26 protein-coding genes are annotated in these 23,591 nt (G+C 68.2%); 14 read left to right on the forward strand and 12 right to left on the reverse strand.

Annotated elements, in window-relative coordinates:
• The first annotated feature begins 6 nt into the window (after positions 1 to 6).
• The 8 genes from R2J76_RS08005 (at position 7) to speA (ending at position 6,314) form a co-directional block, all read left to right on the forward strand.
• A complete protein-coding gene (locus R2J76_RS08005; RefSeq protein WP_316415311.1) occupies positions 7 to 189 on the forward strand; it encodes a hypothetical protein in 183 nt (60 codons plus the stop codon).
• 11 nt (positions 190 to 200) lie between these two features.
• A complete protein-coding gene (locus R2J76_RS08010) occupies positions 201 to 734 on the forward strand; it encodes a hypothetical protein (protein ID WP_316415312.1) in 534 nt (177 codons plus the stop codon).
• Positions 735 to 899 carry a hypothetical protein gene (locus R2J76_RS08015; RefSeq protein ID WP_316415313.1) on the forward strand — a complete coding sequence of 55 codons (165 nt, stop codon included), beginning with the start codon at positions 735 to 737 and terminating at the stop codon, positions 897 to 899. It abuts the gene before it with no gap.
• A gap of 226 nt (positions 900 to 1,125) precedes the next feature.
• Positions 1,126 to 2,166, forward strand: coding sequence for a sensor histidine kinase (locus R2J76_RS08020; RefSeq protein ID WP_316415314.1), 1,041 nt, complete (start codon positions 1,126 to 1,128; stop codon positions 2,164 to 2,166).
• Positions 2,166 to 2,768 carry a LytR/AlgR family response regulator transcription factor gene (locus R2J76_RS08025; protein ID WP_316415315.1) on the forward strand — a complete coding sequence of 201 codons (603 nt, stop codon included), beginning with the start codon at positions 2,166 to 2,168 and terminating at the stop codon, positions 2,766 to 2,768. The genes R2J76_RS08020 and R2J76_RS08025 overlap by 1 nt, the downstream gene beginning before the upstream one ends.
• A gap of 138 nt (positions 2,769 to 2,906) precedes the next feature.
• Positions 2,907 to 3,278 carry a hypothetical protein gene (locus tag R2J76_RS08030; protein WP_316415316.1) on the forward strand — a complete coding sequence of 124 codons (372 nt, stop codon included), beginning with the start codon at positions 2,907 to 2,909 and terminating at the stop codon, positions 3,276 to 3,278.
• Between the two features lie 131 nt (positions 3,279 to 3,409).
• On the forward strand, positions 3,410 to 4,339 hold the full coding sequence (locus R2J76_RS08035) for an epoxyqueuosine reductase (protein ID WP_316415317.1): 930 nt from the start codon (positions 3,410 to 3,412) through the stop codon (positions 4,337 to 4,339).
• A 76-nt stretch (positions 4,340 to 4,415) separates the two neighbouring features.
• Entirely contained in the window at positions 4,416 to 6,314 is a 1,899-nt protein-coding gene (speA, locus tag R2J76_RS08040; protein ID WP_316415318.1) for a biosynthetic arginine decarboxylase, read from the forward strand.
• 68 nt (positions 6,315 to 6,382) lie between these two features.
• Here speA and R2J76_RS08045 read toward each other — a convergent pair whose 3' ends face one another.
• Genes R2J76_RS08045 through R2J76_RS08055 form a run of 3 tightly spaced genes read right to left on the reverse strand, consistent with a single transcriptional unit; the run spans position 6,383 to position 8,188 of the window.
• The gene (locus R2J76_RS08045; RefSeq protein WP_316415319.1) at positions 6,383 to 7,423 is read right to left on the reverse strand and encodes an HDOD domain-containing protein; all 1,041 of its coding nucleotides are present in this window, start codon (positions 7,421 to 7,423) and stop codon (positions 6,383 to 6,385) included.
• Positions 7,424 to 7,454: 31 nt separating this feature from the next.
• Entirely contained in the window at positions 7,455 to 7,880 is a 426-nt protein-coding gene (gene arfB, locus R2J76_RS08050) for an alternative ribosome rescue aminoacyl-tRNA hydrolase ArfB (protein WP_316415320.1), read from the reverse strand.
• Complete coding sequence (locus R2J76_RS08055; protein ID WP_316415321.1) at positions 7,880 to 8,188, reverse strand: STAS domain-containing protein; 309 nt, start codon at positions 8,186 to 8,188, stop codon at positions 7,880 to 7,882. Before R2J76_RS08055 ends, arfB begins: the two co-directional genes overlap by 1 nt.
• 90 nt (positions 8,189 to 8,278) lie before the next feature.
• Between R2J76_RS08055 and R2J76_RS08060 the strand changes: the two genes are divergently transcribed.
• Entirely contained in the window at positions 8,279 to 8,602 is a 324-nt protein-coding gene (locus R2J76_RS08060) for a hypothetical protein (RefSeq protein WP_316415322.1), read from the forward strand.
• Positions 8,603 to 8,648: 46 nt separating this feature from the next.
• Here the strand turns inward: R2J76_RS08060 and R2J76_RS08065 are convergent, their stop codons facing one another.
• Positions 8,649 to 9,044 carry a hypothetical protein gene (locus R2J76_RS08065; protein ID WP_316415323.1) on the reverse strand — a complete coding sequence of 132 codons (396 nt, stop codon included), beginning with the start codon at positions 9,042 to 9,044 and terminating at the stop codon, positions 8,649 to 8,651.
• Between the two features lie 203 nt (positions 9,045 to 9,247).
• Here R2J76_RS08065 and purN point away from each other — a divergent pair, with 203 nt between their 5' ends.
• The 3 genes from purN to R2J76_RS08080 are packed head-to-tail and all read left to right on the forward strand — an operon-like array spanning position 9,248 to position 11,765.
• Positions 9,248 to 9,826: a phosphoribosylglycinamide formyltransferase gene (gene purN, locus R2J76_RS08070; RefSeq protein WP_316415324.1), complete on the forward strand. Its 579-nt coding sequence runs from the start codon at positions 9,248 to 9,250 to the stop codon at positions 9,824 to 9,826.
• Positions 9,827 to 9,860: 34 nt separating this feature from the next.
• Positions 9,861 to 10,826 carry a Gfo/Idh/MocA family protein gene (locus R2J76_RS08075; protein WP_316415325.1) on the forward strand — a complete coding sequence of 322 codons (966 nt, stop codon included), beginning with the start codon at positions 9,861 to 9,863 and terminating at the stop codon, positions 10,824 to 10,826.
• Entirely contained in the window at positions 10,827 to 11,765 is a 939-nt protein-coding gene (locus tag R2J76_RS08080; RefSeq protein WP_316415326.1) for a serine hydrolase domain-containing protein, read from the forward strand.
• Between the two features lies 1 nt (position 11,766).
• Here R2J76_RS08080 and R2J76_RS08085 read toward each other — a convergent pair whose 3' ends face one another.
• The 3 genes from R2J76_RS08085 to R2J76_RS08095 all read right to left on the reverse strand — a co-directional run bounded on the left by R2J76_RS08085 (position 11,767) and on the right by R2J76_RS08095 (position 15,950).
• Positions 11,767 to 13,353, reverse strand: coding sequence for a capsule assembly Wzi family protein (locus tag R2J76_RS08085; protein WP_316415327.1), 1,587 nt, complete (start codon positions 13,351 to 13,353; stop codon positions 11,767 to 11,769).
• Positions 13,354 to 13,431: 78 nt separating this feature from the next.
• The gene (locus tag R2J76_RS08090) at positions 13,432 to 14,559 is read right to left on the reverse strand and encodes a glycosyltransferase family 9 protein (protein WP_316415328.1); all 1,128 of its coding nucleotides are present in this window, start codon (positions 14,557 to 14,559) and stop codon (positions 13,432 to 13,434) included.
• Positions 14,556 to 15,950, reverse strand: a complete 1,395-nt coding sequence (locus R2J76_RS08095; RefSeq protein ID WP_316415329.1) for an IgA Peptidase M64 — start codon at positions 15,948 to 15,950, stop codon at positions 14,556 to 14,558. Before R2J76_RS08095 ends, R2J76_RS08090 begins: the two co-directional genes overlap by 4 nt.
• A 51-nt stretch (positions 15,951 to 16,001) precedes the next feature.
• Here R2J76_RS08095 and R2J76_RS08100 point away from each other — a divergent pair, with 51 nt between their 5' ends.
• Both R2J76_RS08100 and R2J76_RS08105 read left to right on the forward strand, forming a co-directional pair.
• Positions 16,002 to 16,298, forward strand: a complete 297-nt coding sequence (locus R2J76_RS08100) for a YhbY family RNA-binding protein (RefSeq protein ID WP_306601361.1) — start codon at positions 16,002 to 16,004, stop codon at positions 16,296 to 16,298.
• A 13-nt stretch (positions 16,299 to 16,311) separates the two neighbouring features.
• Positions 16,312 to 18,414, forward strand: coding sequence for a GAF domain-containing protein (locus tag R2J76_RS08105; RefSeq protein WP_316415330.1), 2,103 nt, complete (start codon positions 16,312 to 16,314; stop codon positions 18,412 to 18,414).
• On the opposite strand, the gene R2J76_RS08110 is transcribed toward R2J76_RS08105, so the two are convergent.
• From R2J76_RS08110 to R2J76_RS08130, 5 genes are all read right to left on the reverse strand, one after another.
• Positions 18,406 to 18,960, reverse strand: coding sequence for a 5-formyltetrahydrofolate cyclo-ligase (locus R2J76_RS08110; RefSeq protein WP_316415331.1), 555 nt, complete (start codon positions 18,958 to 18,960; stop codon positions 18,406 to 18,408). The genes R2J76_RS08105 and R2J76_RS08110 overlap by 9 nt on opposite strands.
• Positions 18,953 to 20,071: an aminofutalosine synthase MqnE gene (gene mqnE, locus R2J76_RS08115; protein ID WP_316415332.1), complete on the reverse strand. Its 1,119-nt coding sequence runs from the start codon at positions 20,069 to 20,071 to the stop codon at positions 18,953 to 18,955. Before mqnE ends, R2J76_RS08110 begins: the two co-directional genes overlap by 8 nt.
• A 561-nt stretch (positions 20,072 to 20,632) precedes the next feature.
• The gene (locus R2J76_RS08120; protein WP_316415333.1) at positions 20,633 to 21,760 is read right to left on the reverse strand and encodes an ABC transporter permease; all 1,128 of its coding nucleotides are present in this window, start codon (positions 21,758 to 21,760) and stop codon (positions 20,633 to 20,635) included.
• An 8-nt stretch (positions 21,761 to 21,768) separates the two neighbouring features.
• A complete protein-coding gene (locus R2J76_RS08125) occupies positions 21,769 to 22,701 on the reverse strand; it encodes an ABC transporter ATP-binding protein (protein ID WP_316415334.1) in 933 nt (310 codons plus the stop codon).
• Positions 22,694 to 23,590 carry an ABC transporter ATP-binding protein gene (locus tag R2J76_RS08130; protein WP_316415335.1) on the reverse strand — a complete coding sequence of 299 codons (897 nt, stop codon included), beginning with the start codon at positions 23,588 to 23,590 and terminating at the stop codon, positions 22,694 to 22,696. Before R2J76_RS08130 ends, R2J76_RS08125 begins: the two co-directional genes overlap by 8 nt.
• Between the last annotated feature and the right edge of the window lies 1 nt (position 23,591).

Here is a 23,591-nt window from a genome sequence, read left to right on the forward strand (position 1 = left end):
GGCCCTATGGACCTGCAAACCCTCGCCAACCAACGCGCCGCCCTCCAGGCCCGGCTTTCCGTCCAGGAGGATATGCAGCGGGACCTTGCCACGCAGACAAGTGCGACCCGCACGGAACTCCAGGCCGTCAACGACCAGATCAACGCGCTCCTGACCGCTGCGCCGATCCCCACGGCACCCGTGCAATGAGGCCCGCTCTCATGGCCCTGTGGGGGCTCCTGACTTGGCTCATCGCGGAAGTGGTCGTCTTCCTGCCCCTCTACCTCCTGGGTGTGGTATTCATGTGGCCGCTCCTGAAATGGGCACCCAAGCGGCTCAAGGAATCCAACATCAATCGCGGCCAGTTCGTCTACGGCTTCCTCTGGCCCTGGCTGGATGAACTCTTCGGAAACCGGGAAGATGGGCTACTTCCTGAATGGTGGGCCCTCCGCGAAGGCACTGCCTACGGATGGTTCTTGCGAAACCCGATCTGCAACATGCGATTCTGGCCCCTGGTATCCACGCTGCCCAAACCCACGGTGAAATGGATCGGAAATGCGGCCTGTGTGCCTCCCAGCGGCGTCCCAGGGTGGTTCCTGGCATGGCAGGGTGGGTATGTGGGCTTCCTCTGGCAGTGCCGCTCCTGGGGACTGTGGGCGGGCTGGAAATTGAACCCGAGGGATGCGACCTTCATCCTCCCCGACGATTACCGCACCCATGGACTCGGAACGGCGTGTCAACTCATGAGGTTCTAGGTGGCCAAGACCAAGGAAGCCCCAGCACCAACCCCCAAAGCACCGGCCCAGGAAGCGATGGAGCGGGCGCTTGCCGAAGGTGAACGCAGGACCCAGGAATACGAGGCCACGCTTGACCCTCGGCAACGTCCGGCATGGAATCCGCTGAATCTGTGCATATCGTGATGAGAATCACGCTGATAACCGCATAAACTCCCTTATCCCATGGGAGATAACGTGGAAATTACACCCATCCAAACAACCGTCCCGACACCGACCGCCAAGCCTCTGTCCCTAACCAAGGATGATTTGGGGACCATCTCGACCAACAATGACACTTCTGGGACCGGTGGGCCTACCACCCCGATTCTTTCGGATGTCGGCTGCAACGTGAATAAGATCGGGTGACACCGTGCGGCGGAACCACGTTGGAACGTGGGTTCTGCTGTTCGTGCTAGCCGTCGAAAGCGTTCACACCATACCTCTTCGGCAGCGGTATTTCCTGCGCCTCCCAAGCGACCATGGCTTCGGGTGGGTCTACCTCTATGCGATCCTAGGTCCGCTCCTGGTGGGGCTGATCTACGTCCTCTGTGCGCCCATGTTGTGGACCTATGTTGAGGATAGCCGCTGGCGCTACCGGTGGAACCCGAAGGGCATCCTGATTGCGGGCTCCGCGTGCCTGGGAATGCATGCGCTGGATTACGGGGCCTTTTACTGGCTGTTCAAGGGGAAGCCTCCAGGGTCCGTCTGGAGCAACATCCTGTTCACCCTGGGGATCCTAGGCTTTGCCGGATTCCTGTCCACGACGATGAACGGGCTGGAAATGGCCAGGTCCAAGCACCGGAGGCGGGCCGACGAAACCGCAAAGGCCCTCCTGGATGCCAGGGCCAGGCTCATCGCGTCCCAGGTGGATCCCCATGCCATGTTCAATATTCTGGACGGCGCCGGATACCTGATAGACGAAGACCCAGAGCTTGCCAAAACGATGCTGGACGCTTCGGCGGACTACCTCCGCAAGTTGCTCAAGGTGACCAAATCGGACTCTATTCCCCTGGCAGAGGAACGCGCCCTGATTCAGGAATACCTCCAGGTCCAGTCGATTCGATTGGGGGATCGGCTCCGGGTGGATTGGGACTGGCCAGTCAAATTTGACGGGGTGCCCATCCTGCCTATCCTTATTCAGCCCTTGGTGGAGAACGCTATAAACCATGGTATATGGCCCTCGAAGACTGGAGGGATCCTTTCCTTGAAATCGAGGCGCAAGGGGGCAAGCCTGGAAATCACCGTGGGCAATACCGGGGAGCCCATGCACCAGACCCAGCGCAAAGGTGCCACAGGGCTTGAGAACGTGCGACAAAGGCTGGCCCTCGCATATGGTCCCAGGGCCTCATGTGAGTTGTGTTCCCGGGATGGATGGACGCTGGCTATAATCACCCTCCCACTGGAGCCCTGATGCGATGCCTGGTTGCGGATGATGAGCCCTTTTCCAGGGCGAAGATGAGCAAATACCTACGCGAACTAGGGTGCGAGGTGATCTATGAATGTGGGGATGGGGAATCCGTAGTGGATTGGATCACCGCGAACCCTACTGCGGTGGACGCGCTCTTCCTGGATATCCAGATGCCTAGGGCGTCAGGGTTGGACGTTCTTGATACGATCCAGGACCGGCAAATTCCGGTCGTGTTCGTGACGGGTCACCGGGAATACGCAATCAGCGCCTTTGACCTTGCGGCATCGGACTTCCTGGAGAAGCCCATCACCCTGGAGAAGGTGCGGAGGGCCGTGGAGCGGGTGAAGGGCGATGCGATGCTCTACCGGTACCACGGGGAGGTTCACTGCGTCACCGTGAAGACCAGCCGCACCACCCAGGCCCTTGTCCCCATCACGGCGGTTGAATCCTTCTCTGTTTCCGATCGCATGGTCACAGCCAGGATCATCGGGGATCCCCAGGATCATGAGGTGGTGGGGCACCGGACCTTGAAGTCCGTGGAAGACGCCTTCCCGAGGGAGCAATTCAAGGCCGATGGCCGGTCTAAGATCATCCGGATGCTGTAGATCCGTTCATGGCGTTCAACGGGAGCGGATTTCCGTTCATCCCCAAAATTTGGAGCGAAACCGGCTCGGGTGCGGTTCCCTCCATCGCGGTTGCGGACAATTTTGACCACCGGTAAAAAGAGGGCTGGAGATTCAGCCATGAACCGAGAAAATGCAACCGCCATCTTGGCCTCAGCTACCCGCGCCTCAGAGAACGCCCTAGAGCTTTACCTTTCCCTCACTGAAGCCCACAAGCGGGACCTGAGCCGGATTGCCTGGGTTCTGTTCTTGGAGGCATCTACGGCGGCGGACAACCTGGATGGCATCGACATGCTGGATGGGACTCTGGAGCATTCGATCCTAGGCATCGCGGAGAGGGGGTCATTCCTGGCGCTGTCGCTTCACGGGCTCCTGGTCCAGGAAAGGGATGCCTCTGGAGCCCTCGCGGCCTGGACGATCTATGAAGAGGCCCGGGTAAGTGCGGAACGGATGGGGGATGATATGGGGGTGGAAGTCGAACTTCCCGGATGAGCCCATTTCTCCCGAGAGTGGAACAAGAGTGGAACCGTGGCATACTCAAATGTCACAAGCCTAATCAAAACAGCAAACCATTGAACAAGCATTGATATGGTCAGTATGTCCATGATGGGAGTGTAAATCTTTTGTCCACCTCGACCGCGGAAAGCTTCAAGGAATGGCTGCGGACCGCGGCCCTGGACCTGGGGTTCGCCCGGGTCGGCTTCGCCTCCTGCGAGCCCTTCGACCGGGAGCGCCTTTCCCGGTGGTTCGCGGAGGGCCGGGGCGGGCTCCTGCCCTACCTGCTTCCCGGGGCCCTGGCGGACCCCGCCTCGGTGATGGAAGGGGCGCGCACGGCCCTGGTGGGATTCTTCCCCTACGCCCGGCCCGGAGCCGTGCCCGGGGCCGCGCCGGGCTCCCTGAAGGTCAGCCGCTACCTCTGGGGCCCGGACTACCACCGGATCCTGAAGCCCCGGCTCAAGGCCCTCCTCGCCAGGGCCCAGGAGCTGCGCCCGGGGCTCCAGGGGCGGGTCTGCGTGGACACGGCGCCCATCCTGGAGCGCCAGCTGGCCGCCAGGGCGGGCCTGGGCTGGCAGGGCAAGCACACCCTGCTCATCGCGGGCAAGGCCGGCTCCTGGGGCTTCCTGGGGGTGCTGCTGCTGGACGCCGACCTGCCCCCGGACCGGCCCTTCCCGGGGGAGCGGTGCGGCTCCTGCACCCGGTGCCTGGAGGCATGCCCCACCGGAGCCCTGGAGCCCTTCGCGCTGGATCCCCGGCTCTGCCTCACCACCTACACCGTGGAGACCGAGGCTCCGCCGCCCCCCGCGGTGGAGGCGGCCCTGGCCGGGACCCGGTGGGCCGCGGGCTGCGATCTCTGCCAGGAGGCCTGCCCCTGGAACCGCGCGCCCCTGTGGGGCGACGAAGGGCTGTGGGGAGGGCCGAGCCCGCTCCACACCCAGCCCGCGGAGGCGGGGGTCATGGGCGTGGGCCGGTGGCAGTCGCTGACCCGCGGGACGGCGCTGAGGAGGGTCCGGCACCGGCACTGGCTGGCCACCCTGGGGAGGATATTGGGCTAGGGCGGGTTTCCTTGTTTATTCCCAAGCCGTTTTTCTATAACGTGGCACGAGGGGAAACCCACCGGAGAGCACCTAGATGGCAATCAAGAATTTCACGGTCCAGGACGCGATGTCGATGTACGGCGTCAAGGAATGGGGCTATGGTTTCTTCGGCGTGAACAGCAAGGGCCACCTCGTCGTCCATCCCACCCGGGACGAGAACCTGTCCTGCGACGTGTTCGACATCGTGCAGCACCTGCGCAAGAAGGGCGTGGACACCCCGCTGATCCTGCGCTTTCCCCAGATCCTGGCCGCCCGGGTCACGGAGCTCAACGAGGCCTTCCACAAGGCCATGCGGGAGTACGACTACGCCGGGAGCTACCAGGGCGTCTACCCGGTGAAGACCAACCAGATCAAGGAGGTCGTGGACCAGGTGGTGAAGGCGGGCTACAAGTACCGCTACGGCCTGGAGGCGGGCTCCAAGCCCGAGCTGATGATCGCGCTGTCCATGAACCTCCACCCGGACGCCCTGGTCACCTGCAACGGATACAAGGACGAGACCTTCATGCGCATGGCGCTCCTGGCGCGCAAGGCCGGGCGCAACGTGCTCATCACCGTGGAGAAGATGACCGAGCTGCCCATGATCCTGAAGGTGGCGAGGGAGCTCAAGGTGGAGCCGCTCCTGGGCTTGCGCTTCAAGCTCAACGCCATGGGCAGCGGGAAGTGGGAGAGCTCGGCCGGGGACCACTCCAAGTTCGGGCTCAACACCCAGGAGCTGCTGGAGGCGGTGGAGACCCTGGAGAAGAAGGGCCTCCTGGACTCCGTCGTGGAGCTGCACTTCCACATCGGCAGCCAGATCACCGACATCCGCCGGGTGAAGACCGCCATGAAGGAGGCCACCCGGATGTACGCCAAGCTCTACAAGCGCGGCGTGCCCCTGAAGTACCTCAACGTGGGCGGCGGCCTGGGCGTGGACTACGACGGCAGCCGCACCACCTTCAGCTCCTCCATGAACTACACCATCGACGAGTACGCCTCCGACGTGGTGTACACCACCCAGGACGTCTGCGCCCAGGAGCAGGTCCCCGTCCCCAATCTCCTGAGCGAATCGGGGCGGGCCATCGCGGCCTTCCACGAGGTGGTGGTGGTGGACATCATCGGCCTCATCGACACCACCCACACCAAGTACCGGGTGGAGCTCACCGGCAACGAGCCCCAGGTGCTCAAGGAGCTGGCCTACACCCGGGACAACCTGTCGGTGAAGAACTTCGCCGAGATGTACCACGACGCCATCACCCAGAAGGACGAGCTCATCACGCTGTTCAACCTGGGCTACCTGTCCCTGGACGACCGCGCCAAGGGCGAGATCCTGTTCTGGGAGGTGTGCCGCAAGCTCTCCAAGATCTTCAGCTACAAGAGCCTCAAGTACATCCCCGAGGAGTTCCAGGACCTCAGCAAGAGCCTGGCCGACAAGCTCATCGCCAACTTCAGCCTCTTCCAGTCCATGCCCGACCACTGGGCCATCGACCAGCTCTTCCCCGTGATGCCCATCCACCGCCTCAAGGAGAAGCCCACCATCTCCGCCACGCTTTGCGACATCACCTGCGACAGCGACGGGAAGATGGAGAAGTTCATCGACCTCAAGGACGTGCGGGACGAGATCAGCCTGCACGAGCCCAAGGGCGGCGAGCCCTACTACCTGGCCTTCTTCCTCACGGGCGCCTACCAGGACATCCTGGGCATGCGCCACAACCTCTTCGGGGCCCCCACCGAGGCCCACGTGGTGGTGAACGAGGACGAGGACTTCAAGGTCCAGCAGATCATCCCCGGCGACACCATGGACCACGTGCTGCGCAGTGTCCACTACGACCCCGACGAACTGGTGGAAGGCCCCACCCGCCGCCGCCAGAACAAGAGCGACGCCGGCGAGGCGCTGAAGGCCCTCCTGACCCAGCAGCGCAGCCTCCCCACGTACCTGGACACGAACGAACGTTAGCGGGGCGCTCGTCCGGGACACGGGCGCCTCCCTGATCCAGGGGTGTACGTGGCGGGAATGGGCGGGCGTCAGGGGGTTGGGGGGAAGAGGAGCTTCACCCGCTCCACGTGCTGCTCCATTTCGCGGTGGAGGAGGGCGGCGCCGCGGCGGACCAGGTGCATGGCGGATATGGACTGGCGCGTCTCGTCGAGGTGGCGGGGGTCGGAGGGATCCTTCACGAGGCGGTGGATGCCGGAGACGAGGCGGAGGATGTGGACTTCCTGGTCCCCGGGGCCGGCGGGGACCTCGGGGGCGTGGTGCCGCCGGCAGATGTCCTGGAGGGGGGCGGGGAGGCCCCAGATCCCGTGGACGGCGCAGCCGATCTCCACGTGGACCCGCTCCAGGACCTCGTCCACCACGGGGTCGGGCAGGGGGGCCTCCACCTCGCCGGCGATGACCAGGGCCGCCAGGGAACGCAGGGCCAGGGACTTGCCCAGGTCGTGGAACATGCCCGCCAGGAAGGCGCTGTCGGCCCGGCCCACGTGCTGCTCGAAGGCGAACTGGCTCGCGCCGAAGGCCACGGCCATGGTGTCCAGGAAGAGCTCCGACCACCGGGTGCCGAAGACCTCGTACTCCACGCGGAGGCCCACGTCGAACAGGCTCCGCCCCGCGACGCCCGCGGCGATCTCGCCCACGCCGCGCAGGCCGATGCGCATGACCGCCATGCGCATCTCCGTGATGTCCGATCCGCGGTTGTAGAGGGCCGAATTGGCCACGCGCAGCACGTTGATGGAAATGGCCGGGTCGGGGCTGATGGCCTTGAGGAGCCGGGCCATGTCCACGTCGGGCTCGTTTAGCAGGTCGATGATCCGCACCGCCAGGGCGGGGAAGGAGGTCGGGTCGGGGCGGTTCCGGGAGAAGTGCTCCAGGACCCGGGGCGCCAGGAGATCCACCTGCTCCAGCTCCGCCGGCGACAGGGGCCGCGGCGGAGGCGTGGCGGCGCCGGAGAGGATGGCCCAGGGCCCGTCGAAGGGATCCGGCGCCGGGGCGGGAGCGGGAACCGGCACCTCAGCCGGGGCCCCCGCGGGCGGGGTCCGTTCCCGGAAGAAGAGCCTGAAGGGGTTGATCACTCCCCCATGGTAGTGAAGGAGGTCCCGCCTGTCAGTCCCAGTCCTTGCGGGCCCGGTCCTTCTTCACGGCTCCGGCGCGCTTCTTGACGATGAGGCGCACCGTCCTGCTGGACCGGGTGGGGCGCGTGGGCCGGCGCGGAACCGGGGCCTTGAGGGACTCCAGCACGGCCTGGGCCACCTTGGAGCGCGCGTCCTCGAGGTTGAGGAGCTGGTCCCGGGTGCGCGAGCTGGTGACGATCCAGCGCCCCTCCGCGTCCAGCTGGTTGCGCACCTTCGCCCGCAGGCGGTCCAGGGACGCGGGATCCAGCCCCTCGATGAGGGCCAGGTCCACCCGAACCTCCACCTTGGAGGCCACCTTGTTCACGTTCTGACCCCCGGGGCCCCCGGCCCTCACGGCCTTCACCTGGAAGGCGGCGGCGGGGATGACCACGGCGCCCGTGACGTCGAGGGCGTCCATCAGTTCGTGATCTGGAAGAGCCTCTCGAACCGCACCACTTCCAGGAGGCTCATGACCGGCTGCGAGGGGCGGTGGAGGACGACGGCCACCTGGCGCGTCTCGGCGGACTCCCGGAGGAGGAGGATCATGCCCAGGGAGCTGGCGTCGAGGTAGGTGACCTTCTCCATGTCCAGGACGATGCGCTCCAGGGGCCCGGATTCCAGGGCTTCCCGGGTGCAGGCCTTGAAGCCCGGATGCGCTTCGAACGTGAACCTGCCCTCGAGTCCGATCGTCGCCGTGAGGCCCTCAATCCGGCTCGTGAAATTCATGCGTCCCTCCAAGGCGTCCCAGCCAGCATACCCAGGGGCGGCCCGGTTTGCTATTCTGGCGGTTCCTGCCCCCCGGATCGGAACCGCCCCATGCCCCTTTCGCTGCCGTTCTCAACTGGCCAACTGGTGGTCGCGGTGCTCCGCGAGCCGAGGGAGCGCATGTGGGGCAGGCTCCTGGGGCTGGAGGCCTCCGGCCTCGCCCTGCGGGGCCTGGACCTGCGGGTGTGGGAGGAGGTGCTGGCCATGGTCCGCCGCGGGGAGGACGACCAGGTCGCGCTGGGGACGCGGTTCTTCCCCATGCACCGCGTGGAGTCGCTCTACCTGGACGAACCCAGCTCGGGGGTGCCGAGCCTGGGGGCCGACTTCCTCCAGCGCACGGGCCGGGACCCCGGGGACTTCCTCCGGGATCTGTGAAAAGGGGGAGGCCTGGCCCAGGCCTCCCCGATCCTGCAGGCTGTCGCTACTTGGCCTTCTCCAGCTGGTTGACGCCCTTGTTCACCTGGTGGCGGCCCGCGGCCTTCACCCGGCGGCCCTGGCGCACTTCGGCCTTGCCCTTGGCCTCGGTGCGGTCGGCCTTGGCATCCAGGCGGGCGGCGGCACCGGCCTTGCCCTCGGCGGCGAGCTGGCCGGCCTTGGCCTCCTCGCGGCCGGCCCGGCGTTCGGTGGCCTTTCCCTTGGCCACTTCGGCCTGGCCGCGCACTTCCTTGCGGGTGCCGTGCTTGATGTTCTTCTCGCCGCGGTGCTCCAGCTGCTGGCTGGTGGGGGCGGCGGGCTGGGGCGCCGGCGTCTGGGCCACGAGGGCCGCGCCGATGAGGCCGGCTGCGATGAGGATGCCGAAGGTGCGGGTGTTGGCCATGGTGATCTCCTTGTGCGGGCTGGGCCGCGGTGGGGTTCATCCCCGCCGAGCAGGGAGCAGGAAGAATGCCAAATGGCAAGTTGTTTTGATTCAGCATTACACAAAGGTTTAAGGCCTTTTTTCGAGGGGCCTTCCCCGGGCGCGTTGCATTCGGCCACACCGGGATGCAAGGTTCCGCAGCGGCGCCGTGAGAGGATGGGGAGATGAAACGACTGGCCCTCTTCATCTCCGGCACCGGGGGCAACGCCCTCAACCTCCTGGAGGCCTGCGCCTCCGGGCGGGTCCCCGCGACGCCGGTCCTGGGACTGTCCTCCAGCGCCAGGGCCGCGGGCGTCGAGCGGCTCGCGGCGCGGGGCCTCGGGGTCGCCGTGGTTGCGCGGTCCGCCTTCGACGACGACCGGGCCTTCACCCTGGCCTGCCTCGACCGGGCCGAGGCGGCGGGAGCGGACGTGATCGCCCTCTGCGGATGGCTGAAGAAGCTGGATCTGCCCGCGGCCTGGGAGGGCCGCATCCTGAACATCCACCCGGGCCTGCTCCCGGCCTTCGGGGGGCCGGGGATGTACGGCATGCACGTGCACCGGGCCGTGCTGGAGGCGGGCGTCGCGGAATCGGGCTGCACCGTGCACGTGGTGGACAACGTCTACGATCACGGCCGCATCGTGGCCCAGGCCCGGGTGCCCGTCCTGCCCGGGGATACGCCCGAGGCCCTGCAGCAGCGGGTGTACCAGCAGGAGATGGCCCTCTACCCGGCGGCGCTGCGGGATTTCCTGGCCTCCCTCTGATAGGCTGGATCCAGCGGATTGCTTGGGAGACACCATGTCCAAATTGCGTGTGGCCGTCGTCGGAGTGGGCAGCCTGGGCCAGCACCATGCCCGGATCGCGGCCGGATCGGAGGCCACCGAGCTGGTGGCGGTGGTGGATCCCGGCGAGGCCCGGGGCCGGGAGATCGCCGAGAAGTTCGGCACCGCCTGGGCGCCGGACATGGGCCAGGTCCTGGACCGGGTGGACGCCGTGCAGATCGCCGCGCCCACCGGGTTCCACCACGCCCTGGGCCTCGAGGTGCTCAAGGCCGGCAAGCACGTGATCATGGAGAAGCCCCTGGCCGCCACCCTCGACGAGGGCAAGGCCCTCCTGGGGGCCCTGGCCGGGGCCCGCCGGGACCGGCCCGGGCTCGTGGCCGCCGTGGGCCACCTGGAGCGCTTCAACCCGGCCGTGACGGCCCTGCGCTCCCTGGGCATCAAGCCCCACTTCGCCGAGGCCATCCGGGTTTCGCCCTTCCCCATGCGCAGCATGGAGGTGGACGTGATCATGGACGTGATGATCCACGACCTGGACCTGCTCCTGGCGCTCATCGGGCGCCCCGTGGTGTCCGTGGAGGCCGTGGGCGTCCCGGTGCTCACCAAGTACGCCGACCTGGTCAACGCGCGGCTCCGGTTCGAGGGCGGCGCCTTCGCCACCGTCACCGCCAGCCGCGTGGCCCGCAAGAAGGAGCGGGTGCTCCGCGCCTTCGGGACCCGGGCCTACGCCAGCCTCGACTTCGCCGCCCAGAAGCTGGAAGTGCTCCGCCTGGCCATGGGCCCCGACGGACCGGCTGTCCTGCCCGACGTCATCGATATCGTCGAGGGGGAGCCCCTGAAGCTCGAACTGGAGGCCTTCTACGCCGCGTGCCTGGGCCTCGGGGAGGACCTCTGCCCGTGGCAGGACGCCTTCGAGGCCATGAAGGTGGCCGACATGGTGCAGAAGTCCGTGGCGGAGTCCCTGGCGAACCTGAAGATCGACTAGGTGTTCTACGACCTCGCGTCCCTCGCGAAGCCCCTGGTGACCGCGCCCCTGGCGCACCGGCACCTGGACCTGGACGAGGACCGGCGCGGGGAGCTGGGCTTCCTGGACCGTCCGGAGCCCCTCACGGTGCGCCAGCTCCTGAGCCATTCCGCGGGCCTTCCGCCGTGGCTCCCCTTCACGGGGGAGCCCCTCGCGGCCCAGCTGGCGCGCGGATTCCCCGCCGGGGCCCATCCCAAGCTGGTCCGGGGGACCCCCGGCACCAGCCTCTATTCGGACCTGGGCTACCGCCTCCTGGCGGAACTGCTGGAGCGCAGGACGGGCGTGCCCTTCGCGGAGCTGGGGGCGGCCTCCTCGGGCCTGGAGCCCGCGCCCTGGCGCGAAGCGCCGGCCTACGCGCCCCAGGGCCCGGACCTGGACATGTGGAAGCTCGCCGAACCCGCGCTGCCCTTCCCGCCCCGGGACCCGCACCTGCCCAACGACGCCAACGCGCGCGCGGGAATGCGCGGCCACGCCGGGTTCGGGACCGACGCCGCGGGCCTGCGGGCCTCCCTGGAAAGGTGGGTCGCCTCCGGCGCGCCCCTGCTCATGGCCCGGGACGCGGCGCGGGGCGCCGACGGCTCCCGGTGGGGCCTGGGCCTCCAGCGGGCCTTCACCGGCCCCGGGCGCTTCGGGGAGCTCCTGGAGGGCGTGCGCCGGGAGGGGGTCCACGTGGTGGAGTGGGACCGGGACCGCCTTTCGCCGGCCGTTCCCGATTCGGGACCGGGGCCGGCATCGGCCTTCTGGTACCACCTGGGGTTCACGGGGCCCGCGCTCTTCTTCCGGCCCGAGGATGGCCTCTGCGTGGCCGTGCTGGCCCATCGCGTGGGTCCCGGTGGCGGACTGCTGGACGCCGCCCAGCTCCAGGCCCGGAGGATGGAGGCGCTTTCCGCCTGGCTCTGACCTACCGGCTCCACCGGTAGGCCAGTTCCGCGAAGTAGCGGAAGCCGTTCCCGGCCGCCCCCGGCACCCAGCCCACCGCGGAATGCCGCGTCCAGGAGGCCCCGGCGCGCAGGGTCGCCGCCGGGGCCACCTTCCAGGCCAGGTCCTGCTGGAGGCCCTGGAAGGCGTCGTTGGCGGGGCTCAGGGACGGGTGGGCCGCGTTCCAGAGTTCCGGTGCGTCCCGGAAGGGGCGGATGCCCACGAAGACCCAGGTGCTCGACGACAGGCGGGAGCCGAGGTCCAGCTCCACCTTGGCCACCGTGGTGTTGGCCTCGCCGCCCAGGGCCTCGCCCAGGGGGTCGCCGTAGGCGTAGAACCCGGAAGGATAGACGGAGTTCACGAAGGACCGGTAGGAGATGCCCGGAGGGTTGGAAGTGTCGTGGTGTTCCAGCCCGAAGCGCACCCCGGGCCACTCCAGGAGGATTCCGATGGTATCGTTGGGGGCGATCAGGTTGGGCGCCACATAGCTGTCCTTCCTGTTCCACACCGCGGAGGCGCTGAGGCCCTTGACGCTCCGCCAGGTCCCATCGATTTCCTTGCCGAGGTAATGGATCGGTCTCCGGGCCAGCACCTTCCACTGGAGGAGGACCCCCTTGCTGCCGCGGCTCACGTAGATCCAGGCCTTCTCGCTGGAGGTGGCGCGGGCGAGCCAGTCGGCCCGGAAGCGCATGCCCACGTCGAAATTGGTGGAACTGGCGGCCCCGTTCACGAGGGTGGGCTGGGGGTGGTTGGGGTCGTTGAAGTCCACGCCGCCCTCGGCCAGGGCGTCCTTGGTGCCCGTGATGGCGGTGAGGTACTCGCCCAGGCTGTAGCCCCGGGTCATGGGCACGCCGTCGCGGTTGCCGCCCCAGAGGACGGTCCAGTTGAGGTAGAACTCCACCTTCCCGTCCCGGGACCGGGCCTGGGTCCTCCAGCCGGAGAAGAAGGGGCTCTGCGGGTCCCCGTTCAGGGCCATGTCCGAGGCGATGGAAAGGGGCATCTGGGAGGCCGCGGGAATGGAGCGGCCGTTTTCCAGGCGTCCCGTGAACCACTGGAACCCCCATTCCCCCAGGGACCACTTCCCCAGGGACAGGTGCCAGTAGGGCGTCTCCAGGCGGAGCTTGGGGACGGGGCGCGCCGATTCGCCCAGCAGGTAGCCTCCGGTGAGACCGTAGCCCCACACCAGGGGTTCCTGCTCGAACCCCGCCGTCCAGCCTCCGGAGTGGTACCGCGCATGGCTGCGCATGACCGTGAAGTGGGAGCGGCCCTGGGCGTCGGTGTCGGCCAGGCCCTGGATGGCGAAGCTCCAGCGGCCCAGGTCGGCCCCCGCTTCCGCGGAGATCCCCGAGCCGACGTACCCGTTGCCCATGCCCAGGGAGTCCACGAGGGGGGCGGGGGGGCCATGGCGGTCCGCGGTCCACAGCCCCGCCCCGTACCAGGCCGCGCCCGGGGGCAGGCCGGATCCCAGCTCCTCCCTGCGGTTCCAGCCTTCGGGAGCCTGGGCACAGAGGGCGAGCCCCGGCACGGCGACCAGGAGGCAGCGGAAGAGGCCGGTGCGGTGCGGGATCATTCAATTCTCCAAGTAACCGGTCGTGTTCCGTTGGTGATCAGATGCCAGGGCGGGGGGCTTGGTTCCAGGCCGGGTCCCTCAAACCCCGGCGGAGGTCGAAGGGGGCCCCACCTGCTCCCCCCGGGCCTCCAGGGCCAGGGCATGGAGGATGTTGGCGGCGCGCAGCGGCGTGATGCGGTGGGCGCCGCCTCCGCGGGGGTTTCCCGGGCGTTCGCCCTCGCCGAGGCCCATGGCGGGGCCCCGCACCGCGACGGAAAAGGGTCCCTGGGGCTGGATGAGGTGCTCCAGCGACATGTTCATGAGGGTCACGGTGGGCCTTCCCGCCCCCGCGCTGCAGTGGGACAGGCCCGTGTCCACCCCGACGCAGCCGTACGCGTGGTACTGCACGGCGCAGGCCTCGGGGATGGTGGTCTGGCCCGTGAGATCGATGGTCCCGGGGGCCAGGGCGGCCAGTTCCGAGGCCAGGGGCTTCTCGTCGGGGCTGCCCAGGAGGACCGTGGCGAATCCCTGGTCCATGAGGAGCTGGGACAATCCGGGCCAGTTCTCGTGCTCGGGGAACCAGCGCTTCTCCTCGCCCCGGGTTCCGAAGGCCAGCACCACGTACGGCCTTCCGTCCCAGCCGGCGCGGCGAAGGAGGGGCAGGGCGCCCTTGCCGCCCAGGAGGTCGGGGGTGATGGGCAGCCACCGGATGTCGGTCAGGCCCGTGAGCTTCTCGAGCAGGGGCTGGTAGCGCTGCACGATGTGGATTGGCAGGTCCCGGTACTTGAACGGGTGGGTGTAGAGCAGGCTCAGGTTGTTGTCGGCGATGCCGCCGCGGATGGGCACCCGGGCCATCCAGGCGGCCAGGATGAGCCGCACCGACTGGCTGAGGTTGATGACCGCCACGGGGCGGTCCTTGCGCCAGCGCCGCAGCAGCATCCAGGGGTCGGGCTTGCCCACGCCCCCGGTCTCGATGACGCTCTCCGCGATGACCGATTCCGCGGCCTCGCTGAAGACCGCCGCGCCGATGGCGTGGCCCACGGCCACCCACTTGAGGGTGACGCCGAGCTCCGCGGCCGCGGCGTTCCATTCCCGCTGCAGGCTGCCCAGGAAGGGCAGTGCGAAGATGACGTCCCCCAGCTGCCTGGGAAAGCGGATCCACACCTCGGGCAGGGCGTCGCCCCGCCGGAGGCTCTCCTTGAGGGCCTGGGTGCCGTTCGCCTTCATTTGGCGTACAGGGCGATGACCCGCTCGATGGCGCCCGCGCAGGCCGCGCAGAACGGAACGTCGTCGCGCGTGAACATGATGCAGTCCTCCTGGGCGCGGAAGTAGCCCGTGCCCTCGTAGTTGCAGCCCTCGAAGGCGCCCACCTTCCCGGAGTGCGCGTCGGTGCCCAGCAGCCGGGTCTCGAAGACCTTCTCCTCCTCGAAGAGCGCGTCCATCTCCGCCTCGGGGCGTTTCGTCGCGCGAAGCTCCCGGCGGCGGGCCTGGGTCTCGTGGCTGGACTTCTCGAAGGCCTCCTTCTTCCAGGGCGTGGGCAGGGGGGTGCCGGGCTTGACGAGGGACTTCCACTTGGGGGCCTTGGGGTCGGCGGTGGCGTTGAGCTCCCAGGGCTCGGGGCGGTCCTTGGAACTCTCGTAGGCCACGTCCGAGGTGTAGTACTCGTCCGCCAGGCCCGCGAAGTGGTGGCCGAATTCGTGCACGAAGACGTAGGGCGCGTAGAGGTTTCCGGCCGCCACGGTGCTGAACTGGCCGAAGATGCCCGCGCCGCCGTAGGTCTCGCCGTTGACCAGGATCTCCAGGACGTCGTACGGGGCGAAGGAGGCCGCGTCCCGCAGGGCCCGGTTCTCGAAGGTCAGGATGTAGCGTTCGCTGCCGAACGCGTCGTAGCTCGTGCCCAGGGGGCTGCGGCGGTGGATGCCCGTGGAGGGCCGGCTCACGCCCGAGGTTTCGGAGGGCGGGCACAGGGCCCAGACGTTGAAGTCCCGGCGGTGCTCCCGGAAGGGGGACCTGGCGAAGAGGGCCTCGGTGAGCTTCCGGGCCTGCTGCTCGAATTTCGGGAGCTCCTCCCGGGTGTAGCCGTCGCCGAGGATCAGCAGGTCCACCTTCCCGGCCGGATCACCGGACCGCTGGATGGGGATCACCGCGCCGGGGGAGGGCGGCGGGGCGGAATCCACGCCCGGGTCCGCGGGGTCCAGGGAGAAGGACCAGATCTCCCGGAAGGCGTTGCGGGCGTCCCGCTTCTTGACGTTGATCTGCACCGGGCCTTCGGGGCGGGGGAAGCGCAGGGATTCCGAGAAGGTCCGCGGGGTGGTCCGGGCCTCGCCCGTGGTCTCCCACTCCCCGTAGATGGAATTGAAGCCCCGGGAGAAGAGGACCCGGTTCGTGGCCCGGTCCACCACCTCGAAGTAGTACTTGCCCAGGTTGGACGTGTCCAGGGCCTTGGCGGGATCCCCGGGCCAGGGCAGGGGCTCCAGGACGGTGCGGTCCGGGGCGAAGGTCTCGGAGGCGGCGGTGCCGGTGTGGTAGTAGTCCACGCGCATCGTCCGGGGGGCCTGGGCCGCCAGGGCCGAAGCGAGGATAAGGGCGGAAAGGGTACGGAGCATCACAAGCCTCATGGATACTCCTATACTAGGACATTCCACGAATCCCGCCGAACCGAGGTCTCCATGCTCACCCCCCGACAACGCCAGCACCTCAAGGCCAAGGCCCACCCCCTCAAGGCCAATGTCCACATCGGCAAGGCCGGGCTCACCGACGCGCTGGCCCAGGAACTCGACGTCATGCTCGAAAGCCTGGAACTCATGAAGCTCCGCCTCAACCAGAACACCCCCGAGGACGAAGCCAGCGCGGTGGAGGCGCTCACGGCCAAGGTCCCGGGCCTGGAGGTGGTCCGGGTCCTGGGCCACACGGTCCTGGTGTTCCGGGCCAGCCGCAACAAGCCCACCGCCTATCCCCTGCCCTGAAGGGAGACCCGGCGTGCCGTACCTGTCCTGGACCGAAGGGGGCGTCGTCAGGCGCCATGAAGTCGCCGACCCGGTGCAGCTGGGCCGGGATCCCGTGCTGTGCCCCGTGGCCCTGCCCGCCGACGTCAGCGTCTCCAGGACCCATGCCCTGGTGGCCAAGGTGGGCGGGAAATGGTGGATCCGCGACCTGGAGTCCCGCAACGGCACCCTGCTCAACGGCCTTTCGGTCTCCACGCCCATCGGGAGCGCCCTGGAGGACGGGGACGAGATCGGGCTCGGGGACTGGTGCCTGAAATTCACGGAAGGGTTCCCCGGCCTGGACGGCGTCAACTTCATCGAGGGCGTGGGCGACCTCTTCACCGAGATCAAGCCCGAGCCCGGCCAGGCCATGGTCCTCCTGCGGGCCCTGGAACTGCTGCACCGGTCCTCGGAGAGCCTCCTGGGGGAGGGCAGCTCGTACATCATGTTCCGCAGCATCCTCGCCGAGGCCCTGAAGCTCATGGGCGCCGAGCGGGGCTTCGTGGTGATGGTGAACCCGGACGGCACCTGGCAGAACCTGCACCGCGTGGGCGACGTGGAGGACCGGCTCGGCCTGTCCCACTCCGTGGTGGCCTACGTCCTCTCCCACCGCACGGGCGTGCTGAGCAATTCGCCCATGATCGACCCCCGCTTCGGGGGCGCGAGCCTGCTGGAACTCACCGTGGGGGCCGTGATGTGCGCCCCCCTGGAGGTGGGCGGCGAGATCCAGGGCGTGCTGTACCTGGACCGCGCCCAGCAGGGGAGGCCCTTCTCCCGGTTCGACCTGGCGCTGCTGCAGGCCTTCGTGCGCCAGGGCGCCGTGGCCCTTCGCCACACGGAACTGGTGCAGCGGGCCATGCGCCAGGCGGAGATCCAGGGCGAGTACCTGCGGCTGAAGACCCTGCACGAGCGCATCGTCAAGCGCATGGGCGAACTCCTGGGGGCCATGGGGTCCAGCCTCCGGTGGATCCAGAGCTACGCCGAGAGCGGCTACGGCGATCTGGCCGCGGTGCTCCGGCACCAGACCGGGCGCATCCAGCACCTGGTGGAATCGGGCCTGCAGGAAACCCTCCTGGAGGTGCCCCGGGAGACCCCCGTCTCCACCAGCCTCCAGGCCCTCCAGGAGGTGCTGGAGCCCGTGTGGCGGGACCTGCTCACCATCCGGAACATCCCCCTGACGCTGGAGGCGGTGCCCCCCGGCACCATCTGGGTGGCCGGGGACCTGGCCACCCAGGCCCTCATGGGCCTGGTGGAGCCCCTGCTCATGCGGGCCCCGGAAGGCACCACGGTGCAGGGCCGGTGGCTGGACCAGACCTCGGACTGGACCCTGCGCCTGGCCTTCTCCGCGGGCATGGCCATTCCCACCCCGGACCCCTGGACCCTCCGGACCCTGCAGGAATCGGGGATCCGCTGGCACTGGAACGACCAGGCCCTGTCCCTGGAATTCCCCAAGGACGTGCACCACACCCTGGACAGCCGGGCCATGCCCGTCCTCGGCCTGGTCACGGAGGAGATGGAGCTGGTGGGCCTCTTCGAAAGCGTGGCCCAGGCCGAGGAGCTCTCCCTCCACCTCCTGGAGGCCGAGCCGCCCCGGGCCCCCACCGAGCCCTTCAAGTACCTCGTCATCGACGCCAAGGGCACCGGGGACCCCGTGGGCACCGTGGAGGCCTACCGCCGCAACGCCAGCTTCACCACGGTGCCCATCCTGGTGGTGCGGGCCCGGGACGACCAGTTCCCCCGGTTCCTGGCCGTGGGCACCACGGATTGCCTGCCGGAGGGCTTCCGGTGGGAGACCCTCCACCACCGCCTGCAGGTGCTCCGGGGCCACGACGAGCTCCAGCGCAAGGCCCGGGCCGCGGAGAGGCTGGATTCCCTGCGCCAGATGGCCGGAACCCTCAAGCACGAGATCAACAACCCGCTGGCCGTGATCTCCATGCAGATCGAGCTGCTCGCCCGCAAATACCCCGACGAGCCCAAGCTCCAGAAGGTGATGGAGATGGTGGAGCGCATCCGGGTGCTGGTGCAGGTGCTGCAGAAGATGCGGGAGGCCTCCAGCGAGGACTACCCGGGCGGGGAGAGCATCTTCAAGCTAGGGTAGGAGCCGCACCCCCGCCTCGTCCGCGAAGCCCATGACCGGGACGTCCCCGGGCCCCGTGGGCAGGGCCGGGCAGTGCTGGACGCCGAACCCCGTGCCCAGCGTCACGACCCCGGGTCCCAGGGCCGGAAGGACGGCGTCATAGAAGCCCCTTCCGTACCCCAGCCGGTGCCCGTCCCCGGCGAAGGCCAGACCCGGCACCAGCACCAGCTGCACCGGCGGCACGGCGTGGGGCGCGGCCAGGGGCTCCTGGAGGCCCCAGGCGCCGGGGCCCAGGGGGCGCGGCCCCCAGGCCAGGGTCGGCGGGGCCTTCTCCACGATCCTCGGAAAGTGGAAGGTCCAGAACGGGTGCGCGTCCAGGAGGGGCCGCAGGTCGATCTCCGAGCCCAGGGGCCAGAAGGCGGCGACGGAATGGATGGCACGGGCTTCGCAGAAGGCCGCCAGGTGGCGGCAGGCCTGGGCGGACCACAGGGCCCGCTCGAGGGGATCGAGGCCGTCCCTCAGGGCCAGGTAGTGCCGCCTCAGCGCGGCCTTGCCGGACTCAGGCATAGACCTTGTACAGATTGTCGCGTTCCATGGGCTGGAAGCCGGCCTCGGTGATCAGACGCTCCAGCTCGGCCTTGGTGAGGGCCTGGGGCGTCTTGGCGCCGGCGAGGTGGGCGATGGACTCCTCGATGATGGTGCCGTCCAGGTCGTCGGCGCCGTACGTGAGCCCCACCTGGGCCAGCCCTTCGGTGATCATGACCCAGTAGGCCTTGATGTGCGGCACGTTGTCCAGCATCAGCCGGGCCACGGCGACCTCCCGCAGGTCCTGGTGGCCGGTGGTCTCGTGGATCTCGTAGGCCCGCCCCAGCTCGTTGTCCTCGATCTGGTAGGCCAGCGGGATATAGGCCAGGAAGCCGCCGGTGCGGTCCTGGAGCTCCCGCAGGCGCAGGAGGTGGTCCACCCGGTGGCGGGCCTCCTCGATGTGCCCGTAGAGCATGGTGCAGTTGGTGGGCAGACCCATGCGGTGGCTGAGTTCGGCCACCCGCAGCCAGGTTCCGGCGTCCTTCTTCCCGATGCAGATCTTCTCGCGGATCCCCTCGTCGAAGATCTCCGCGCCCCCGCCCGGGCAGCTCTCCAGGCCCGCGGCCATGCACCGGGAGATGAATTCCTCGATGGGGATCCCCGAGGCCCGGGCGTAGTAGTCCATCTCCACCATGGTGAAGACCTTCAGGTGCAGGTCCGGGAACCGCGCCTTGAGGCGCCGGAAGAGGTCCTCGAAGTACTCGATCTTGAGCTTGGGGTAGTGCCCGGCCACCATGTGCAGCTCCCGCACCCCCAGGTTCTCCGGCTTCTCCATCTCCCGGATGATCTCGTCGGCCGAGAGGACGTAGGCCCGCGGATCCCCCGGCCGGGCCTGGAACGCGCAGAACTGGCAGTGGGTCACGCAGATGTTCGTGTAGGAGAGGCGCCGGCTCACCACATAGTAGGTGTTCCTCCCGTGGAGCTTGAGCCGCACGAAGTGGGCCATGGCGCCGATGCCCGTGAGATCCGGGCTTTCGTAGAGCAGGAGGCCGTCGTCGAAGGTGAGCCGTTCGCCCCGTTCCACCTTCTCCGCGATGGGGAGGAGTCGGGGATCGGTGAGGTAGCTTTTCAATCCGAGGCTGAGGCTGTGCATGAACGTCTCCAGACACCAGTCTACCGGGGCCCGGGAAGGGGAACTATTTCTTGAAATACTAATCATTCCTGCCGGCCGGTTCCCCTGCGCGGCGCACCGGAATGCACCGTGAATGTTCATGGGGACGACCTATATTGAAGCTTGCGAGGTCGTCGACAGGGCCTGGATTCAAATAATCATCAATGGAGGTCGTTCGATGAAACACGCATTCATTTGGGGTTGCCGCTTGGCCCTCTTCGCCATCGGCGCGAGTTCCTTCCTCCTCCTTTGGGGCTAGGCCAAGAATCGATGGGCTGTTCTCGGTGATCTGGCCCTAGGTTTGACCTGAGGTTCTTTATCCTGATTTTTCCCCTGGATCCTGTTTATCCCCGTTTGAACTGCGCTGGGAGTTATCGCCACCTTCGGGTCAAGGACGTCGCGTAACGTGCGCTCCGACCCACCTCTGCCTTAGCCCTGCGGAAACAGGGATGAACGCCGATTGATGGGATGGAGTGGGATCCGCTCAACCTGGGACAGACCCTTCATCGCGAATTCAAGGCACCTTGGGTTTGGCGACAAGCCTTAGGCCGAAGCCCGTTTCATGACCCGGAGGGCCATGGACCAGACGACCATTCCGAAGACCGTCAGCTTGATGAGCTGCGGCCAGAAGGCCTCCATCCCGGCCCCCCGCAGGACGATGGCGCGGACGATGATGAGGAAGTGGGTGAGGGGGATGATCTGGGCCAGGCCCTGGAAGAAGAGGGGCATGCCTTCGATGGGGAAGATGTAGCCGGACAGGAAGACCATGGGCAGGAAGGTGAGGATGGCCATCTGGGTGGACTGGGCCTGGGTGTCGGCGGCGGTGGAGAGCAGGATGCCGACCCCCAGCATGGGGACGATGAAGAAGAGGGCGGTGGCGTAGAGCAGGGGCACGGAGCCGGCGATGGGCACGGCGAACAGGAGCCGCGCCGCCCCGAAGAGCACCGTCAGCTGCAGGTAGGCGACGCCGATGACGGGGATGATCTTCCCGAGGAACAGCTCGAAGGGCCGCACCGGGGTGACCATCACCTGGTCCAGGGTGCCCCGTTCCTTCTCCTTGACGATGCTGCCCGAGGCGTAGATGACGCAGGTCATGGCCAGGATCACGCCCACGAGGCCCGGGACGATGAAGTTGGGGCTTCGCAGGTTGGGGTTGTACCAGGGGCGCACCCGCAGGTCGATGGGGGGGATGGGCTGGGTGGCCTGGCCGTAGCCCATGCGCTGGAAGAGCAGGGTGGTGCCGCGCATCTGGGAGACGCCCACGGCGGTGGCGATGGCGTTGCTGGCGGTGGTGGGATTGGAGGCGTCCACCACCACCATGGCCTCGGCGGTGCCGCCGGACCTGAGCTTTCGCGCGTAGTCCGGGGGGAACCACACGCCCACCTGGGCCCGGCCCATGTCGATCTCCCGGGTGAAGGCGGCCTCGCTGTCCACGCGGCTCTTGAGATCGAAGTACTGGGTGGCCGCGAGGCCGTCCACGAAGTCGCGGCTCTCCTGGCTCCGGGATTCGTCATAGACGACGCAGGGCAGGTGCTTGACGTCGGTGTTCACCGCGAAGCCGAAGATGAGGATCTGGGCCAGGGGCATGACGAGGACGAAGCCGATGGTGAGCCGGTCCCTGCGCAGTTGGAGGAACTCCTTCCAGACCAGGGCCTTGATGCGGTTCCACATGATTCACCTCAGGCGTTGCCGCGGCCCTGGTCCACCAGGTCCACGAAGAAGTCTTCCAGGGAGGGGAGCTCGGGCTCCGCGGGCGCGAAGGGCAGGCCGAGGGAAGCCACGGCCTGGAGGAGCGCGGCGGGGTCCCCGCCTTCGGCATAGGTCAGGCGCACGGAGCGGCCCTGCAGCACCGCGGAGAGCACCCCCGGGATGGACCGGGCCGCCTCCTGCAGGCGGCGGTATTCGGGTGTGCGCAGGGCCATCACCCGCCGGCCCAGGCTGGCCTTGAGGTAGGCGGGGCTGCCGCTGGCCACGAGCCTGCCCCCCAGGATGAAGGCCAGGCGGTCGCACTGGTCGGCCTCGCCCAGGTTGTGGGTGGTGACGAGGATGGTCATGCCGTCGGCGATGAGGTCGGCCATGGCCTCCCAGAAGAGGCGCCGGCGCAGGGGATCCACCCCGGAGGTGGGCTCGTCCAGGAAGAGCACCTCCGGCTCGTGCAGGGTGGCCGCGGCCAGGGAAACCCGCTGGCGCTCGCCGGTGGAAAGGCCCGAGACCAGGTGGTCCCGCAGGGACCACACCTGCATCTCCTTCAGCCGGTGGGCGGTCTCGGCCCTCAGCCGGTCCCCGGAAAGCCCGTAGAGGCTCCCGAAGAAGGCCAGGTTCTCGCCCACGGTGAGGTCGGTGAGGAGGCTGGACTTCTGGCTCATGTAGCCCATGCGGGCCCGCACCCGCTGGCCCTCGGTGAACAGGTCCCGCCCCAGGGCGCGGGCGCGTCCCGAGGTGGGCGCCAGGACCCCGCAGAGCATGCGGATGGTGGTGCTCTTCCCGGCGCCGTTGGGGCCCAGGAACCCGAAGATCTCCCCCCGGCGGATCTCGAAGGAGACCCCGTCCACCGCCGTGAACTCCCCGAAGCGCCGGGTGAGGTCCTCCACCTGCAGGATGGGCTCACTCATGGAGGGCTCCCTCCTGGGCGCTGAGCACGTGCAGGAAATAGTCCTCCAGGGTGCTTTCGGATTCCCGCGCCGCGGCCACCCCGGGCAGGGCCCGGAGCCTCGCCAGGAGCGGCTCCATGGGCTGGTCCGGGAACCGGGCCCGCAGCACCTCGCCTTCGGCGAAGAGATCCAGGGGCGACAGGGCGGCCACCTGGGACCTTGCGAGCTTGCGGTCCGCCATGGTGAGGGCCGCCACCACGCCCCCCATCTCCTCCCGGAACCCGTCCAGGGTGCCTTCGGCCAGGATGCGCCCGCCGTCCATGAGCAGCAGGCGCAGGGCGTATTCCGCCTCGTCCATGTAGGGGGTGGAGAAGAGGATGGCCACGCCCTCGTCGTGGATGGCGTGGAGCATGGTCCAGAATTCCCGCCGGCTCACCGGGTCCACGCCCGTGGTGGGCTCGTCCAGGAGCAGGAGGCGCGGCGCGGGCAGCAGGGCCGAGCACAGCGAGAGCTTCTGCTTCATGCCGCCGGAGAGGGCCCCGGACATGCGGTCCCGGAAGCGGTCCAGGTCCACGGACGCCAGGAGGGACGCGATGCGGGGGGCGGGGTCCTTCAGGTCGTAGAGCCGGGCCTGGAGCTGGAGGTTCTCCTCCACCGTGAGGTCCGGGGAGAGGCTGAACACCTGGGGCACGTAGCTCAGGGCATGGCGGTCCGCGGCCAGGCGGATCCGGCCGCCGGTGGGGCGCTGGAGGCCCATGAGCATGCGGAAGGTGGTGGTCTTCCCGGCGCCGTCGGGGCCGATGAGGCCCACCAGGTCGCCCTCCTCCAGGGCCAGGTCCAGGCCCTCCACGGCCCGGGTGCCGTCGGGGTAGCGGCAGGCGAGTCCCGTCGTCTCCAGGAGGCGGGCCATG

It is taken from the genome of Mesoterricola silvestris, from assembly GCF_030295405.1.
Lineage (GTDB): Bacteria > Acidobacteriota > Holophagae > Holophagales > Holophagaceae > Mesoterricola > Mesoterricola silvestris.